Genomic DNA, 14,967 nt, shown 5'->3' with positions numbered 1-14,967 from the left:
AATTTTCTGACAATTTAATGTAAAAAGAAAGAAAAATTACTGAAATAACATCTGCCCCTCTATTTTATAGGATAAACTTGTAAAACCCAATCCACCTTCCCACTATCCTTCTCCTATAAAAAGTGGTAAAATGGAGGACAGAAAGAAGGAACTGATATGACAACATTATTTTCAAAAATCAAAGAAGTAACAGAGCTTGCTGCGATCTCAGGTCATGAAGCGCCTGTCCGTACCTATCTTCGTGAGAAGTTGACTCCGCATGTGGATGAAGTGGTGACAGATGGCTTGGGTGGTATTTTTGGTATCAAGCATTCAGAAGCTACTGATGCTCCCCGTGTTTTGGTCGCATCTCATATGGACGAAGTTGGTTTTATGGTCAGTGAGATTAAGCCAGACGGAACCTTCCGTGTGGTTGAAATCGGTGGCTGGAATCCTATGGTGGTCAGCAGCCAACGCTTTAAACTCTTTACTCGTGACGGTCGTGAAATCCCTGTGATTTCAGGTTCTGTTCCTCCACATTTGACTCGTGGAACAGGTGGACCAACCATGCCAGCTATTTCAGATATTGTTTTTGATGGTGGTTTTGCGGACAAGACTGAAGCAGAAAGTTTTGGCATCCGTCCGGGTGACACCATTGTCCCTGATAGCTCCGCTATCTTGACAGCTAATGAAAAAAATATCATCTCAAAAGCTTGGGACAACCGCTACGGTGTCCTCATGGTAAGCGAGCTTGCAGAAGCCTTGTCAGGCCAAAAACTGGGAAATGAACTCTATCTTGGTTCCAACGTCCAAGAAGAAGTTGGTCTCCGTGGTGCTCATACTTCCACAACCAAATTTGACCCAGAAGTTTTCCTAGCAGTTGACTGCTCACCTGCAGGTGATGTCTACGGTGGCCAAGGTAAGATTGGGGATGGAACCTTGATTCGCTTCTACGATCCAGGTCACTTGCTTCTCCCAGGTATGAAGGATTTCCTTTTGACAACGGCTGAAGAAGCAGGTATCAAGTACCAATACTACTGTGGAAAAGGCGGAACAGATGCTGGGGCAGCTCATCTGAAAAATGGTGGTGTCCCATCTACAACCATCGGAGTTTGCGCTCGTTATATCCACTCTCACCAAACTCTCTACGCTATGGATGACTTCCTAGAAGCCCAAGCTTTCTTGCAAGCCCTAGTGAAAAAATTGGACCGCTCAACAGTTGATTTGATTAAAAATTATTAAACATAAGAGAGGTGCTCGGAATGGCGGAAGTGAATCTAGAAAGCTTAATAAAAGATCTCTATAACCATGCCCGTCAGGGCTTGAGTGACGATTTAGTCGCTGCTCTCCTAGAGACTGCTAAAAAACTACCTACTACAAATGAACAATTGCTAGCAGTCCGACTCTCGGGACTGGTTAATCTTGAGCTGTTCAGAAATCCCAAACACCCAGCACCTGAATTGATCAATTTGGCGCGCTTTATCAAAAGAGAAGAAGCCAAGTACAGAGGCACTGCAGTTTCTGCTATTATGTTTGGAGAGCTCTTTAAAATACTTTGATTCCACTGTGAATCAAAGTATTTTTTATATGTCAGAAAAGACATTCTTGATTAAGAGAAAAAGCCATCCTATTCAGGATAGCTTTTTGGTTATTAGATTTGTTCAGCGATGACCTTTTCAGCTAGGTTCATAGCGTGGTCAGATACACGAGTGTAGTGGGAAATGATGTCGATAAAGTTGACTCCAGCTTGTGTAGAACACTCACCCTTGTTAAGGCGTTTGATGTGGGTTTTTCTGAGAATGCGTTCCATATTGTTGATTTCTTTATGGCGTTCAATCAGACTTTGAGCTTTTTCAATATCATTGTTCTCCACGCTATCAAGGGCATCCTTGATAAAGTCAGTGGTTTTTTGATAGATATCAGCCAATTCCTCTAGAGCAGCTTCAGAGAAATGAACATCTTTGCGTTGGAGGTAGTCTGTTAGGTTGAGCAAGCCTTCTGCGTGGTCCCCAATCCGTTCCAAATCACGAGATGAATCAAGGATGTTAGTCAACACTTCGCTTTCCTTTTGGCTCAAGGATTCGCTTGAGAGCCTGATGAGGTAACGAGTGAGTTTTTCATCGATGGTGTTGATGGCTTCCTCTGTCTTGTGCCCTTTTTCAGCTACCTTTTCATCCAAACCGATGATATAGTTATAAGAAAGGTCAAAAGTTTTGGCTGCATAGTTCCCTAAGTGCAAAAGTTCTTTTTTGGCATTTCCTAGAGCGATAGAAGGAGATTGTTGGATAAGTTGTTCGTCGAGATAAAGAGGCTCGTACTTGACAACCTCGTCTTCACCAGGGATGAGCTTGGTTACAAAATAGGCCAAGGCTCCGATGAATGGAAATTGTACAATGGTATTACTTACGTTAAAGGCTCCGTGAGAGAAGGCGATGGTCATCTCAGGTGAGAGGTGAAGGAGTGCTTGGAAGTACTCGATCATAGCAGTGAAGGGGCCTAATAAGATTAAGCAAAGAATAGTTCCTAAAACGTTAAAGGTAACGTGGGTCGCTGCAACGCGCTTTGCAGAGACATTGGCTCCAGCTGCCGCGATGATAACGGTTAGGGTTGTCCCTATATTGTCCCCGAAGAGAACTGGTAGTGAACCTTTAAGGTCAAGGAAACCACCTGCATAGAGACCTTGTAGAATCCCGATTGTCGCAGAAGAGGCCTGAATGAGGACGGTAATCACTGCACCAGCTACCACTCCTAAAATAGGATTTTGTCCCAAGGTTACCATATACTCCTTGAATTGTGGTAAATCTTTAAGCGGGCTCATACCGGCACTGATGAGGTTGAGAGCGTAGAAGATTCCCCCTACACCAAACAGGATGCGCCCGATATTGTTTGCTGTTCTGTTTTTTGTAAAGAAGAGGAACATGGTTCCAAGGAAAATCAGGGGTAAAGCATACTCGCCAAGCTTGAAACCGATGATAAAGGAAGTAACGGTGGTTCCAATATTGGCTCCCATGATAATTCCGATAGCCTGTCTAAGAGTGAGAAGACTAGCGCTGACCAGCCCAACCGTGATAACTGTAACCCCTGTACTTGACTGAATGAGGGCAGTCACGACAATCCCGACTAGAACACCTAAAAAGGGATTGCTAGTGTACTTGTCAATGTAAAAACGAAGGCGATCTCCAGCAGCTTGTTGCAAACCGTCTCCCATGGTCTTGATACTGTATAAAAACAGTCCTAGACCTCCTAAAAAGTGAAATAAAATTTCCTGCCAATTAATGGACATTTCTTTTTCCTCCGAAAAATAATAACGGAATTTCTCCTATTCTATTTTAAAGGATAAAAGTAAATCTCACAAGTGTTTTCTTGATATTTTAGTAAGAAATCGCTAACTTTTTTAAATTTCTTCCTTAAATAGTATTCTTACCTCAAGTATAAATGTCTGCAAGGATTATATCCAAATTTAACTGTTTTTTATCCTAGTTATAGTTTATGCGTGAAATAGATTGACATCGCTTTCATATAAGATAGAATGAAGATAATCCTGTTCTGATGATTGATTGTGGGAACAGTTACTTTTTTTGTTCTATTAGGAGGATAAGATGAAAGATCTATTTTTTGAAAAACGTTGCCGTTACAGTATTCGTAAGCTGTCAATCGGGGCTTGTTCCTTGATGATTGGTTCAGCTTTATTTGCGAGCCCAGCTCTTGCCGAACAGGTTGCTGCCCCTGAAACAGCTACTAATACGAGCACTCAAGCGACAAGTGCCAGTGAAACAACTAATCCAGACACCGCAGCTATCGAAAAACAATTAGAGGAAACTGAGAACAAAGTAGCTGAGCAACCAATTTCAGAAAACACTCCAGCAATAACTAATCTAGTTAATGAAAAAGAAGAAGCGAAACCAGCTCCGACAGAAACAGCTGAAAAACCAACTGATAAAGAAGGAGTCAAGCCTGAGGAAGCTCCTCAAGTGGTTGACAATAAAGCCGACAAACCAAGTCTAGCAGACGTTCCTAAAAATGAAGAGAAGAGTCTCCGACCAAAAGAAATCAAATTTGATACATGGGATGATTTGTTGAAATGGGAACCGGGTGCGCGTGAGGATGATCCTATCAACCGTTCTTCTGTTGAACTCGCTAAGCGCCATAGAGGCCAGTTGGTCAATGAAAAAGCAAGCAGAAGAGCCAAGGTTCAGGCGCTGGCAAATACCAACTCAAAGGCCAAAGATCACGCTTCTGTCGGTGGAGAGGAATTCAAGGCTTATGCCTTTGACTACTGGCAATACTTGGATTCAATGGTCTTTTGGGAAGGCCTAGTCCCTACTCCAGATGTCATTGATGCCGGGCACCGCAACGGAGTTCCCGTTTATGGAACACTCTTTTTCAACTGGTCAAACAGCATTGCTGACCAAGAGAAATTTGCCGCTGCCTTGAAACAAGATGAGGATGGCACCTTCCCTATTGCACGAAAACTCGTTGATCTCGCTAAATACTATGGCTTTGATGGCTATTTCATCAACCAAGAAACAACGGGGGAATTGGTAGCACCTCTTGGTGAAAAGATGCGCCAGTTCATGCTCTATACAAAAGAATACGCGGCTAAAGTCAACCACCCAATCAAGTATGCTTGGTATGATGCCATGACCTACAAATATGGTCGTTACCACGAAGATGGTCTTGGTGATTACAACTACCAGTTTATGCAAAAAGAAGGAGACAAAGTCCCTGCAGATCAATTCTTTGCTAACTTCAACTGGAACAAGGAAAAGAATGACCACTCCGTAGAGATGGCAAAATGGCTAGAACGTAGCCAGTATGATGTCTTTGCAGGCTTGGAATTGCAACAAGGTGGTTCTTATAAGACCAAGGTCAAATGGGATGCCCTCTTAGATGAAAAAGGCAAGTTGCGTTTATCACTTGGACTCTTTGCGCCAGATACAATTACCAGTCTAGGAAAAACAGGTGAAGATTACCACAAAAACGAAGACATCTTCTTTACAGGTTACCAAGGAGATCCAACGGCTCAAAAACCAGCTGACAAAGAGTGGTATGGGATTGCCAATTTAGTTGCGGACCGCACTCCAGCAGTAGGCCGGACCTTCACGACCTCTTTTAATACAGGTCATGGTAGAAAGTGGTTTGTAGACGGCAAAGTTTCTAAGGATTCTGAGTGGAACTACCGTTCGGTTTCAGGTGTATTGCCAACATGGCGCTGGTGGCAGACTTCGACAGGGGAAAAACTCCATGCAGAATATGACTTTACAGATGCCTACAATGGCGGAAACTCCCTTAAATTCTCAGGTGATGTAGCTGGTAAGACGGACCAAGATGTGAATTTGTATTCTACCAAACTAGAAGTAACTGAGAAAACCAAACTTCGGGTTGCCCACAAGGGAGGAAAAGGCTCGAAAGTTTATATGGCCTTCTCTACGACTCCAGACTACAAATTTGAGGATGCAGGGGCATGGAAAGAACTGACTCTTTCTGATAACTGGACAAATGAAGAAATTGACCTTGGCTCACTAGCAGGTAAAACCATCTATGCAGTTAAACTCTTCTTCGAACATGAAGGGGCTGTAAAAGATTATCAGTTCAACCTAGGACAATTAACTATCACGGACAATCACCAAGCGCCACAAGCACCTACAGGTCTCTCTGTGGTGAAGCAATCTCTTAAGAATGCCCAAGAAGCTGAAGCAGTGGTCCAATTTGCTGGTAACCAAGATGCGGACTTCTATGAAGTCTACGAAAAAGATGGAGATAACTGGCGTTTGTTGACAGGTTCATCTGCTTCAACCATCTACTTGCCAAAAGTTAGCCGTTCTGCTAATGCGACTGGTAGGACTCAGGAGTTGAAAGTCGTTGCAGTTGGTAAAAATGGCCTCCGTTCCGAAGCGGCGACGGCATCCTTTAACTGGGGCATGACAGTTCAGGATACGACTCTCCCAAGACCTTTAGCTGAAAATATTGTTCCAGGGGCAACTGTTATCGGTAGCACTTTCCCAAATACTGAAGGTGGAGAAGGCATCGAAGGCATGTTGAACGGTACCATTACTAGCTTGTCAGACAAGTGGTCTTCAGGACAATTGAGCGGTAGTGTCGATATTCGTTTGACCCAACCACGTCGTGTTGTTAGATGGGTGATGGATCATGCGGGAGCTGGCGGTGAGTCTGTTAACGATGGTTTGATGAACACCAAGGACTTTGATCTTTACTACAAGGATACTGATGGCGAGTGGAAACTAGCTAAGGAAGTCCGTGGCAATAAAGCGCACGTTACGGATATCACTCTTGATAAACCAATCACTGCCCAAGACTGGCGTTTGCATGTCATTACATCTGATAACGGAACACCTTGGAAGGCCATTCGTATCTACAACTGGAAGATGTACGAAACCTTGGACACAGAAAGTCAAAATATTCCAATGGCTAAGGTAGGTGCTCGTTCACTTGGAAACCATCAAGTTCAACTAGGTTTCTCTGATGTTCCAGCAGGCGCGACCATCACCGTTTACGACAAGGCAGATTCACAAACACCGATTGCAACATTGAAGTCTGAAACTGGTGGCGATCTGGCAACAGCACCATTGGCCTTTGACAAGCAACCAACTCTTCTCTACTACCGTACTCAACTACCTGGCAAAGAAATCAGTAACACCTTGGCTGTAGCGATTCCGCAGGATGAGAGAAGAATTGCTACAGTTAGCCTTGAAAAAGGACCTAAGAAGACAGTTTACAAAGAGGGAGAAAAACTTGACCTTAGAGGCGGCACTCTCCGTGTTCAATACGAAGGGGGACAAGCCGATGAACTGATCAACCTTACTCACTCAGGTGTGACTGTGTCTGGATACGACGCTCATCAAAAAGGGGAGCAGAAGCTCACAGTTAGCTATCTTGGACTTCCAGTAAGCGGTGACTTGAAGGTACAAGTGACAGGTCAAGATGAAGGAAAACCAAAAGAAGTAGCAGGTTTGTACATTACTCAGAAACCGAAAACGGATTATCTAGTAGGTGATCAACTGGATCTTGCAGAAGGTCGCTTTGGAGTTCTCTATGATGATGAGACGGAAGAAAGTCATGCCTTCACGGATCAAGGTGTTGAAATTACGGGCTACGATGCTCAAAAGACTGGTCGTCAAACCTTGACCTTGCATTACAAGGGGCACACTGCTGAGTTTGATGTCTTGGTTTCTCCAAAAGCAGCTGTCAACGATGAGTACCTCAAACAAGAAATCACTGCTGCCCAAGGCCGTCAGTCAACCCTTGCCTACACCTTCTCAAGTGAGGACAAACAAGCAGCACTAGTAGAGAAGCTCAATGCAGCGAAAGCTGTAGCAGAAAACCACAATGCTAGTCAAGAAGAAGTCAACCAGGCTTTGAATGAGTTGAAACAAGCAGGGACAGACTTAGATGGAAATCAACGTTATCAAACTGCTAGAGAAGAATTGGAAGGCTTGTTGACAAAAGTTCGTGAAAAAGATCCTCAAGCTGAGTTGATCGCCCAAGCAGAAACTTTGTTAGCTTCACAAATGCCAACTCCACAAGCTTATGCGGACATGAAAGAAAAGCTGAATAAGAAACTAGCTCCTGCAGAAGAAAGCCATCATGTTGGAAGCATGGATCCAAATGAAGTGGCTCCAACGGTTGAGGCCCTCCCTGAACTAGTTGTTGAAACTGAAACAAAAGCCTTTGAACGCCAAGAACGACCAAATGCTGACCTTCTCAAAGGCCAACGCCGTGTTGTGCAAGCAGGAGTTGAAGGCCAAGTTCGTCACTTTGTAGAAGTAGATGCCCAAGGCAAACGCACCCTTCGTTCGACTGAGGTAGTCAAGGAAGCAATCCCAGAAATCACCGAAGTTGGAACAAAAGTTCTATCAAGTAACCAACCAGCTGAAGGTGTAAAAGATCTAGTTCACGAGAAACCAACTCTTGAAATTGAAGAAAAACCACTTGCCTTCGAACGTCAAGAACGACTAAATTCAGATCTCCTTAAAGGTCAACGTCGTGTTGTGCAGGCAGGAGTTGAAGGCCAAGTTCGTCACTTTGTAGAAGTAGATGCCCAAGGCAAACGCACCCTCCGTTCAACTGAAGTTCTCAAGGAATCTATCCCAGAAATTGTTGAAGTAGGAACGCAAGAAGAGCAAGTCTCACAAACAAGGGACCAAGCGTTTTTAGCTGCACCGGTAAAAGTTGAAGAAACAAGCAAAGAACTTCCAAATACTGGACTAGAAACAGATGCTAGTCTAGTAGCGCTGGGGCTCCTCGGAGTAATGAGTGCCTATGGACTTGTAGCTTTGAAAAAGAGAGAAGATTAATCGAATCTTGGATTTTCTCATAAAAACTAAAAAACAAGGTTTGACTGAAGATCGGTCAGGCCTTGTTTTAACTCGTTTTTCTTGCATTAATTAGTTATTTGGCAAGTTTTTTCTAGTTTTAGTTTTAAAAAAAGTAGTTTCAGTTGCAAGAATGAACTCGAAAAGTTTAGGGTTTTTCTATCTCTTTTGTTGATTTTGTGATATAATTAACACGTATAAAAAAAGAAGGAGTCATATCTAATGGCAAAATTGACTGTTAAAGACGTTGACTTGAAAGGGAAAAAAGTTCTCGTTCGTGTTGACTTCAACGTACCTGTTAAAGATGGCGTGATTACCAATGATAACCGTATCACTGCAGCTCTTCCAACTATCAAGTACATCCTTGAGCAAGGTGGACGTGCAATCCTCTTCTCTCACCTTGGACGTGTAAAAGAAGAAGCAGATAAAGAAGGTAAATCACTTGCTCCTGTAGCTGCTGACTTGGCTGCTAAATTGGGACAAGAAGTTAAATTTATCCCAGGTGTTACACGCGGTGCTGAATTGGAAGCCGCTGTTAACGCTCTTGAAGATGGACAAGTTCTCTTGGTTGAAAACACTCGTTTCGAAGATGTTGACGGCAAGAAAGAATCTAAAAACGATCCTGAACTTGGTAAGTACTGGGCATCACTTGGAGATGGTATCTTCGTAAACGATGCATTCGGTACAGCTCACCGTGCACACGCATCTAACGTTGGTATCTCAGCAAACGTTGAAAAAGCTGTTGCTGGTTTCCTTCTTGAAAACGAAATTGCCTACATCAAAGAAGCAGTTGAAGCTCCAGAACGCCCATTCGTAGCTATCCTTGGTGGTTCAAAAGTATCAGACAAGATCGGTGTTATCGAAAACTTGCTTGAAAAAGCTGATAAAGTCCTTATCGGTGGTGGGATGACTTACACATTCTACAAAGCTCAAGGTATCGAAATCGGTAACTCACTTGTAGAAGAAGACAAATTGGATGTTGCCAAAGCTCTTCTTGAAAAAGCAAACGGCAAATTGATCTTGCCAGTTGACTCAAAAGAAGCAAACGCATTTGCAGACTACACTGAAGTAAAAGACACTGAAGGTGAAGCAGTAGATCCAGGCTTCCTTGGTTTGGATATCGGTCCAAAATCTATCGCTAAATTTGACGAAGCCTTGACTGGTGCCAAAACAGTTGTATGGAACGGACCTATGGGTGTATTTGAAAACCCAGACTTCCAAGCTGGTACAATCGGTGTGATGGACGCTATCGTGAAACAACCAGGCGTGAAATCAATCATCGGTGGTGGTGACTCAGCTGCCGCAGCCATCAACCTTGGTCGTGCAGACAAGTTCTCATGGATCTCTACTGGTGGTGGAGCATCAATGGAACTCCTTGAAGGTAAAGTTCTTCCAGGACTTGCAGCTTTGACTGAAAAATAAGAATTATGAAAAGAGGAACTTTGCTTCCTCTTTTTCTTGTGGCTTGAATTAAAAACGCTTCCGATTGATTCTGGCTCATAAAATCAACTAAATTATGATAAAATGGAAATAGAAAGTTGAGATTATGGGTTATTTTAAAAAATATAAATTTGATAAGTCACAGTTTAAGCTTGGTCTACGAACCTTTAAAACCGGAATTGCTGTTTTTTTAGTTCTCTTGATTTTTGGTTTTTTTGGCTGGAAGGGGCTGCAAATTGGAGCTTTAACAGCGGTCTTCAGTCTACGAGAAAGTTTTGATAAGAGTGTCCATTTTGGAACTTCACGTATCTTAGGAAATAGCATCGGAGGTTTTTACGCCCTTGTCTTTTTCCTCTTAAATACCTTATTTCAAGAAGCCTTTTGGGTGACCTTGCTGATTGTGCCAATCTGCACCATGTTAACCATTATGACAAATGTTGCCATGAACAATAAGGCGGGAGTTATTGGTGGTGTAGCAGCTATGTTGATTATTACCCTATCAATACCGAGCGGAGAAACATTTTTGTACGTGTTTGCTCGTGTATTTGAAACTTTTATGGGTGTTTTTGTGGCAATACTCGTAAATTATGATATTGATCGCTTCAGAAATCTTTTTGAGAAAAAAAGAAAATAATGTTATATTTTGTGACATTATCAATTGACGTATGTATTTTTTTAGACTATAATAGACAGAAAGAAGGAAATTGTGAATGAAGGAAAGAGAATTTCGCCGAAATATGGCTGTTTTTCCTATCGGCAGTGTGATGAAGTTGACCGATCTATCGGCGCGTCAGATTCGTTATTATGAAGATCAAGAGTTGATAAAGCCTGATCGAAACGAAGGGAACCGTCGCATGTATTCTTTGAATGACATGGATCGTTTGCTTGAAATCAAAGATTATATCTCTGAAGGTTTCAATATCGCTGCCATTAAGAAGAAATATGCTGAACGTGAGGCGAAATCCAAGAAAGCAGTGAGCCCAACGGAAGTGCGTCGTGCGCTTCATAATGAGCTCCTCCAACAGGGACGCTTTGCTTCAGCACAGTCGCCTTTTGGTCGCGGTTAGGCAACCGCAAGTAGTCATACATTAAGGAGAAAAACCATGCCAATCACAGCTGCAGATATTCGTCGTGAAGTCAAGGAAAAAAATGTTACCTTTATTCGTCTCATGTTTTCAGATATCTTGGGGACGATGAAAAACGTCGAAATTCCTGCTACAGATGAACAGTTAGATAAAGTCTTGTCAAACAAGGCTATGTTTGATGGATCTTCTATTGAAGGTTTTGTACGTATCAATGAGTCAGATATGTACTTGTACCCAGACTTGGATACATGGACAGTCTTCCCTTGGGGAGATGAAAACGGAAGTGTTGCAGGTTTGATCTGTGATGTCTATACAACAGAAGGTGAACCATTTGCAGGTGACCCTCGTGGCAACCTCAAACGTGCTCTTCGTCATATGGAAGAAGTAGGATTCAAATCCTTCAACCTTGGTCCAGAGCCAGAATTCTTCCTATTTAAACTCGATGAAAATGGTGACCCGACACTTGAAGTAAATGACAAGGGTGGCTACTTTGATTTGGCACCTACTGACCTTGCAGACAATACGCGTCGTGAAATCGTGAATGTCTTGACTAAAATGGGATTTGAAGTAGAAGCAAGTCACCACGAGGTTGCGGTTGGTCAACATGAAATTGACTTCAAGTATGATGAAGTCCTCCGTGCCTGTGACAAGATTCAAATCTTTAAACTCGTTGTTAAAACCATTGCTCGCAAACATGGTCTTTACGCAACCTTTATGGCAAAACCAAAATTTGGTATTGCTGGATCAGGTATGCACTGTAATATGTCCTTGTTCGATGCAGAAGGAAACAATGCCTTCTTTGATCCAAATGATCCAAAAGGAATGCAGTTGTCAGAAACGGCCTATCATTTCCTTGGTGGTTTGATCAAGCATGCCTACAACTATACTGCCATCATGAACCCAACAGTTAACTCATACAAACGTTTGGTTCCAGGATACGAAGCGCCTGTTTACATTGCTTGGGCTGGTCGCAACCGTTCACCACTTGTGCGCGTGCCTGCTTCACGTGGTATGGGAACTCGTCTCGAGTTGCGTTCAGTGGATCCAATGGCAAATCCATACATCGCTATGGCGGTTCTGTTAGAAGTTGGTTTGCATGGTATTGAAAACAAAATCGAAGCACCAGCTCCGATTGAAGAAAATATCTACATCATGACGGCAGAAGAGCGTAAGGAAGCAGGAATTACAGACCTTCCATCAACTCTTCACAATGCCTTGAAAGCTCTGACTGAGGATGAAGTGGTTAAGGCTGCCCTAGGTGAACACATCTATACGAGCTTCCTCGAAGCCAAACGTATCGAGTGGGCTAGCTATGCAACCTTTGTGTCACAATGGGAAGTTGATAATTATTTAGATCTTTACTAATATAGAAGAAAGATTGCCTGAGGGCGGTCTTTTTTTCTTGCATTTTATATCGAGGTGTGATATATTTGTATAACGAAGTACGATGTATCGAACTGAATAGGAGGTGTTTATAAATGGAGTTAACAGATAAGATCAGGCGTGTTTACCTTCCCATGACTGAAACGGGTTTTTATATCTTGTTTTGTTTACAGAAGGAGAACCATGGATATGGTATCACACAAAAGGTCAAGGAGGTGACAGATTCGCAAGTTTCGATTAGTCCTGGAACTATGTATGGGACCTTGTCAAAGATGGAAAAGGATGGCTTGATTTCCTTTGTCCGAGAAGAGGAAAAACGTAAAATCTATCAGATCACTGACTTGGGACAAAAAGTTTTGGAGATAGAATTGAAACGTATTGAACGACTCTACAGAAACAGTCGGGAGGAAGGATGATGGAAAAGAAGGTTGTTTATAGAATTACTACCATTGCGGATTATGATAGAGAGGCTTTATACCTTGGGGAAATGCATGCTAAGGGTTGGAAACTTAAGGAAGTGAGTTACTCTAACTTAGTAGTTGCGGTTAAGTATACTTTTGAAAAGTGCCAACCGGAGCAGGTGTCTTATCAGTTGGATTTTCACCCAATGGAAAAATCAGAGAGAGCCTCCTATTTACAACTATTTAAAGACTGTGGCTGGGAGCATATTACAGACTTTAATGGCTTTTCCTACTTTAGAAAGCTTCGTTCTGGAATTGAGTTGGATGCCGAGTTTGAAATCTATAATGACGCTACTGGGAAGTTAGCCATGGTCAAACGGATTTTAATAATGCGGATGCTACCTATTTTGATTCTTTTTTCAGCTCTACTACCGGTTTTCTCAAAGTTTTTCAGTGGAGGTAGTTCTTTCAGTTGGGTAATGTTTTTGATTGTTATTATGGATTGTGTTTTATTGATAGTTTTTGCGATTCAGATTTCTTATATTTTTTGGAGATTGTTCCAAAAGTGGAAAGAATTATCTGATAGCTGAAACAATACTTGTTTTCTGATTTGGAGGTCAGGCAATGAATAGCAAAGTACAATTTCGGATTTTCACCATTATTGATTTGGACAAGGAAGAAGAGTATTTGCATGAGATGCACTTGAAAGGTTGGAGATATAGAACGAGTCGTTTTGGTTTTTTCTATTTTGACCAATGTCAACCGGATGATGTCATCTATCGTATCTATGATTCTAGATTTCTTAGAAAGCATAAGCATGAACTGCAAGAATTTATAAATAGAGGTTGGGAATTGATAGAAACAGGTTCTTGTTTGATTCTTCGTAAATCATCTTCAGATATACTTCCAGAGGATCAAGTCTATATGACTAATGGTCTCAGATGGGAGGTAATGTGTTCTAGACTTCGTTCCTGTACAGCTGCTTTCTCAGGTGGTTTTGTTGTTTGTATGAGTTTATTTAAAGAAGAACTTTCTATGTCTTTCTTTATTATTTTCTTGTTATATGCTTGCTTAATTTCTTATCTAATCTATGGTTTTTTCAGACTTAAAAGGAAATACCAAATTGATGAAAAGTAAGTTTCTAGGTCTTCAGACTGATTTTTAGCACTCTTGGCAAAAGAGTGCTAATTTTTTGAGTTTTTGTCTTGACATTCTCTTTTAAGGGTGTATAATAGAATCATAAGTTAGCACTTAGGTGTATCGAGTGCTAATCAATCTGACAGAGGGGAGTGATGAGATGGTTACAAAGCGTCAGCAGGATATTTTGAATCTGATTATTGACATCTTTACCAAAACGCACGAACCTGTCGGATCCAAAGCACTACAAGAGTCTATTAACTCTAGCAGTGCAACCATTCGTAATGATATGGCGGCTCTAGAAAAGCAAGGTTTGCTTGAGAAAGCTCATACTTCTAGTGGTCGGATGCCAAGTGTCGCTGGTTTTCAGTACTATGTAAAACATTCACTGGATTTTGACCGACTGGCTGAAAATGAGGTTTATGAGATTGTTAAAGCCTTCGATCAGGAATTTTTCAAACTGGAGGATATTCTGCAAGAGGCTGCCAATCTACTAACAGACCTAAGTGGCTGTACGGTAGTGGCTCTGGATGTTGAGCCAAGTAGACAGCGCCTGACAGCTTTCGATATTGTCGTTCTAGGACAACATACTGCTCTTGCAGTTTTCACCCTAGACGAGTCTCGAACGGTTACCAGTCAGTTTCTGATTCCAAGGAATTTCTTGCAAGAGGATTTGCTGAAACTGAAGACCATCATTCAGGAACGTTTCCTCGGTCACACCGTTCTGGATATTCACTACAAGATTCGGACGGAGATTCCGCAGATTATCCAGCGTTACTTTACAACAACGGACAATGTTATGGATCTCTTTGAACACATTTTTAAGGAAATGTTCAATGAAAACATTGTAGTGGCGGGCAAGGTCAATCTCTTGAATTTTGCCAATCTAGCAGCCTATCAGTTCTTTGACCAACCACAGAAGGTAGCCTTAGAAATTCGTGAAGGTCTGCATGAAGATCAGATGCAAAATGTTCGTGTTGCAGATAGTCAAGAATCCTGCCTAGCTGATCTAGCAGTGATTAGCAGTAAATTCCTTATACCTTATCGTGGTTTTGGAATTCTGGCAATTATCGGTCCAGTCAATCTGGACTACCAGCAACTAATCAACCAGGTCAATGTGGTCAATCGAGTCTTAACTATGAAACTCACAGATTTCTACCGATATTTGAGTAGTAATCATTATGAGGTGAGTTGAACATGAAATTACAT

12 protein-coding genes are annotated in these 14,967 nt (G+C 42.0%); 11 read left to right on the top strand and 1 reads right to left on the bottom strand.

The window, feature by feature from the left end; all coding sequences use genetic code 11:
* Positions 1 to 156: 156 nt before the first annotated feature.
* Both pepA and HMPREF9965_RS05185 read left to right on the top strand, forming a co-directional pair.
* Positions 157 to 1,221, top strand: a complete 1,065-nt coding sequence (gene pepA / locus HMPREF9965_RS05190) for a glutamyl aminopeptidase (RefSeq protein WP_000209187.1) — start codon at positions 157 to 159, stop codon at positions 1,219 to 1,221.
* 20 nt (positions 1,222 to 1,241) lie between these two features.
* Positions 1,242 to 1,538, top strand: a complete 297-nt coding sequence (locus tag HMPREF9965_RS05185) for a hypothetical protein (RefSeq protein ID WP_000852592.1) — start codon at positions 1,242 to 1,244, stop codon at positions 1,536 to 1,538.
* Between the two features lie 92 nt (positions 1,539 to 1,630).
* Here the strand turns inward: HMPREF9965_RS05185 and HMPREF9965_RS05180 are convergent, their stop codons facing one another.
* Complete coding sequence (locus HMPREF9965_RS05180) at positions 1,631 to 3,262, bottom strand: Na/Pi cotransporter family protein (protein ID WP_000026666.1); 1,632 nt, start codon at positions 3,260 to 3,262, stop codon at positions 1,631 to 1,633.
* A gap of 316 nt (positions 3,263 to 3,578) precedes the next feature.
* On the opposite strand from HMPREF9965_RS05180, the gene HMPREF9965_RS05175 reads away from it, so the two are divergent.
* From HMPREF9965_RS05175 to hrcA, 9 genes are all read left to right on the top strand, one after another.
* Positions 3,579 to 8,294: an endo-beta-N-acetylglucosaminidase gene (locus HMPREF9965_RS05175; RefSeq protein ID WP_000653734.1), complete on the top strand. Its 4,716-nt coding sequence runs from the start codon at positions 3,579 to 3,581 to the stop codon at positions 8,292 to 8,294.
* Positions 8,295 to 8,534: 240 nt separating this feature from the next.
* Positions 8,535 to 9,734, top strand: coding sequence for a phosphoglycerate kinase (locus HMPREF9965_RS05170; protein ID WP_001096769.1), 1,200 nt, complete (start codon positions 8,535 to 8,537; stop codon positions 9,732 to 9,734).
* A 124-nt stretch (positions 9,735 to 9,858) separates the two neighbouring features.
* Positions 9,859 to 10,386, top strand: a complete 528-nt coding sequence (locus HMPREF9965_RS05165; RefSeq protein ID WP_000540311.1) for an FUSC family protein — start codon at positions 9,859 to 9,861, stop codon at positions 10,384 to 10,386.
* A 76-nt stretch (positions 10,387 to 10,462) separates the two neighbouring features.
* On the top strand, positions 10,463 to 10,819 hold the full coding sequence (gene glnR, locus HMPREF9965_RS05160; RefSeq protein ID WP_000664331.1) for a transcriptional repressor GlnR: 357 nt from the start codon (positions 10,463 to 10,465) through the stop codon (positions 10,817 to 10,819).
* Positions 10,820 to 10,855: 36 nt separating this feature from the next.
* Entirely contained in the window at positions 10,856 to 12,202 is a 1,347-nt protein-coding gene (gene glnA / locus HMPREF9965_RS05155; protein ID WP_001122885.1) for a type I glutamate--ammonia ligase, read from the top strand.
* A 113-nt stretch (positions 12,203 to 12,315) separates the two neighbouring features.
* Positions 12,316 to 12,636, top strand: coding sequence for a PadR family transcriptional regulator (locus HMPREF9965_RS05150; RefSeq protein ID WP_000423983.1), 321 nt, complete (start codon positions 12,316 to 12,318; stop codon positions 12,634 to 12,636).
* A complete protein-coding gene (locus HMPREF9965_RS05145; RefSeq protein WP_000412847.1) occupies positions 12,636 to 13,211 on the top strand; it encodes a DUF2812 domain-containing protein in 576 nt (191 codons plus the stop codon). Before HMPREF9965_RS05150 ends, HMPREF9965_RS05145 begins: the two co-directional genes overlap by 1 nt.
* Before the next feature lie 34 nt (positions 13,212 to 13,245).
* Positions 13,246 to 13,758 carry a DUF2812 domain-containing protein gene (locus HMPREF9965_RS05140; protein WP_001086355.1) on the top strand — a complete coding sequence of 171 codons (513 nt, stop codon included), beginning with the start codon at positions 13,246 to 13,248 and terminating at the stop codon, positions 13,756 to 13,758.
* A gap of 160 nt (positions 13,759 to 13,918) precedes the next feature.
* A complete protein-coding gene (gene hrcA / locus HMPREF9965_RS05135) occupies positions 13,919 to 14,953 on the top strand; it encodes a heat-inducible transcriptional repressor HrcA (protein ID WP_000256773.1) in 1,035 nt (344 codons plus the stop codon).
* The last annotated feature ends 14 nt before the right edge of the window (positions 14,954 to 14,967 follow it).

This window comes from Streptococcus mitis bv. 2 str. SK95, assembly GCF_000222705.1.
GTDB classification, from domain to species: domain Bacteria; phylum Bacillota; class Bacilli; order Lactobacillales; family Streptococcaceae; genus Streptococcus; species Streptococcus mitis_AY.
The sequence above is the reverse complement of the archived record's forward strand: the minus strand, read 5'-3'. Positions and strand labels throughout refer to the sequence as shown.

Excerpts from the sequence above, each read along its gene's own strand:
- HMPREF9965_RS05150 (WP_000423983.1), top strand. The coding sequence starts at position 12,316 with ATGGAGTTAACAGATAAGATCAGGCGTGTTTACCTTCCCATGACTGAA.
- HMPREF9965_RS05140 (WP_001086355.1), top strand. The coding sequence starts at position 13,246 with ATGAATAGCAAAGTACAATTTCGGATTTTCACCATTATTGATTTGGAC.
- hrcA (WP_000256773.1), top strand. The coding sequence starts at position 13,919 with ATGGTTACAAAGCGTCAGCAGGATATTTTGAATCTGATTATTGACATC.
- HMPREF9965_RS05175 (WP_000653734.1), top strand. The coding sequence starts at position 3,579 with ATGAAAGATCTATTTTTTGAAAAACGTTGCCGTTACAGTATTCGTAAG.
- pepA (WP_000209187.1), top strand. The coding sequence starts at position 157 with ATGACAACATTATTTTCAAAAATCAAAGAAGTAACAGAGCTTGCTGCG.
- HMPREF9965_RS05145 (WP_000412847.1), top strand. The coding sequence starts at position 12,636 with ATGGAAAAGAAGGTTGTTTATAGAATTACTACCATTGCGGATTATGAT.
- glnR (WP_000664331.1), top strand. The coding sequence starts at position 10,463 with ATGAAGGAAAGAGAATTTCGCCGAAATATGGCTGTTTTTCCTATCGGC.
- HMPREF9965_RS05185 (WP_000852592.1), top strand. The coding sequence starts at position 1,242 with ATGGCGGAAGTGAATCTAGAAAGCTTAATAAAAGATCTCTATAACCAT.
- glnA (WP_001122885.1), top strand. The coding sequence starts at position 10,856 with ATGCCAATCACAGCTGCAGATATTCGTCGTGAAGTCAAGGAAAAAAAT.
- HMPREF9965_RS05165 (WP_000540311.1), top strand. The coding sequence starts at position 9,859 with ATGGGTTATTTTAAAAAATATAAATTTGATAAGTCACAGTTTAAGCTT.
- HMPREF9965_RS05170 (WP_001096769.1), top strand. The coding sequence starts at position 8,535 with ATGGCAAAATTGACTGTTAAAGACGTTGACTTGAAAGGGAAAAAAGTT.
- HMPREF9965_RS05180 (WP_000026666.1), bottom strand. The coding sequence starts at position 3,262 with ATGTCCATTAATTGGCAGGAAATTTTATTTCACTTTTTAGGAGGTCTA.